At 73.7% G+C, this 824-nt stretch carries 1 protein-coding gene; it reads left to right on the top strand.

Annotation, left to right across the window (positions count from 1 at the left end; all coding sequences use genetic code 11):
• Nucleotides 1-118 precede the first annotated feature (118 nt).
• Nucleotides 119-824, top strand: a 706-nt coding sequence (locus GJV64_RS15000) for a ParA family protein (protein WP_164158318.1), incomplete at its 3' end; no start/stop codon positions are given.

Below are 824 nucleotides of genomic sequence, written 5' to 3'. Positions count from 1 at the left end.
GCCGCCGCGTGCCGCTGCAAGTGCCGGGGCCAGCGCGCCGCTGGCCTCGATCGACCGCCGCGCCCTCGTCGCCATCCGCGATCGGCTGGCCGCAGCGCTGGCCGCCTGAGGGCTGGCATTGCGCGTCCTGGCCCTGTTCAGCGCCAAGGGCGGAGTCGGCAAGACCACGCTGGCTGTGCAGCTGGCCCACGCAGCCGCGGCCGGCAGGCGCACGCTTCTGTGGGATCTCGATCCGCAGGGCGCCGCCGGCTGGCTGCTGGGCGTGACGCCGCTGGCCGGGGCCAAAGCGCGCAAGGGGCTTGCGGCCGGTGAACTGACCGACCTGGTGCAGCCGTCCGCCTGGCCGCAGCTCGACGTGCTGGCGGCCGACCGCTCGCTCCGGCGACTGGAAGCGGATCTTGCCGCCGAGGACAGCGAGAAGCGGCTGAAGCGTGCGCTGAAGCCGCTGGCCGAACGCTACGACCGCATCATCCTCGATTGCCCGCCGGGGCTGACCGAGCTGGCCGACCAGATGTTCCGTGCTGCCGATCTGATCCTGGCGCCCGTGGTGCCCTCCCCGCTGTCGCAGCGCGCGCTGGAGCAGCTGCAGGCGCATCTGGCCGACGAGATGAAATCCCCGCCGTCGGTGCAGCCGGTGTTTTCGATGGCCGACCGGCGCAAGCGGCTGCATCGCGACAGCCTGGCCGCCCATCCGGACTGGCCGGTGATCCCCTATGCCGCTGCCATCGAGGCGACGGCGGCGACCCGCAAGCCGCTGCCGTCCGGCGCGGCGGCGCGCGCCTTTGCCGACCTGTGGACGCTGGTGGAGCGGCGGCTGGCCGGCT

This window comes from Sandarakinorhabdus rubra (genome assembly GCF_010994245.1).
Taxonomy (GTDB): domain Bacteria; phylum Pseudomonadota; class Alphaproteobacteria; order Sphingomonadales; family Sphingomonadaceae; genus Sandarakinorhabdus; species Sandarakinorhabdus rubra.
Note: the sequence above shows the minus strand (reverse complement) of the source record. Positions and strands in the feature narration are given on the sequence as shown.